The organism is Vibrio sp. Y176 (assembly GCF_033438945.1).
Genome location: NZ_JAWOQS010000629.1, coordinates 1 through 659, shown reverse-complemented (window position 1 = coordinate 659; position 659 = coordinate 1). Strand labels below are relative to the sequence as shown.

The 659-nt window shown below is 40.7% G+C and carries 1 protein-coding gene; it reads left to right on the top strand.

The genetic code is table 11. The annotated features are described in order from the left end of the window. Positions 1–172 precede the first annotated feature (172 nt). Positions 173–659: PAS domain-containing protein (locus R7O13_RS27735; protein WP_318305304.1), on the top strand; the 487-nt coding region annotated here is incomplete at its 3' end.

Here is a 659-nt window from a genome sequence, read left to right as displayed (position 1 = left end):
TCAAAGCCATCAAACATTCGCCAAAAACGCGACAAAATTGACTCTGCTGCCATTTGCTTTATGCACATGTACGCCTAAATTTACATACTGACAACTTTATTTACAAATACTTACATCGAACAAATGGCGAAAACTAAATTCTTGAAAAGCTCATTTAGAAAAGGAATTCAAAATGTTTGGCTTGCGAACTCGAAACCAAGAAGCAGAAAGTGAATACAGCCGCTTCATCAAAGGCTTATCCGATAGTATGGCAATGATTGAGTTTGATACGAGAGGTATCATTCTCAATGCGAATGATTTATTTCTTTCTTGTGTCGGATACACACGAGAAGCGATTGTTGGAAAACATCATTCGATTTTCTGTGACCGAGGCTATGTTCAGTCCCCTCGATACCAACAATTTTGGGATGATTTAAAAATGGGTAAGCATAAGCGCGGTACGTTTGAGCGTCTAACCTCGCAACGTGAAAGACTGGTACTTGAAGCCAGTTACTTTCCCATTGAATCTGAACACGGACAAATTGAAAAAGTAGTCAAGATCGCGTCAGACGTGACACAACAGAGGCTAGAATCAGAGCAAAAAGAAGCCATTTTGAACGCGTTAGATCTGTCTCTAGCCACGATTGAGTTCGACCGAGAAGGATACATTCTGACCGCCA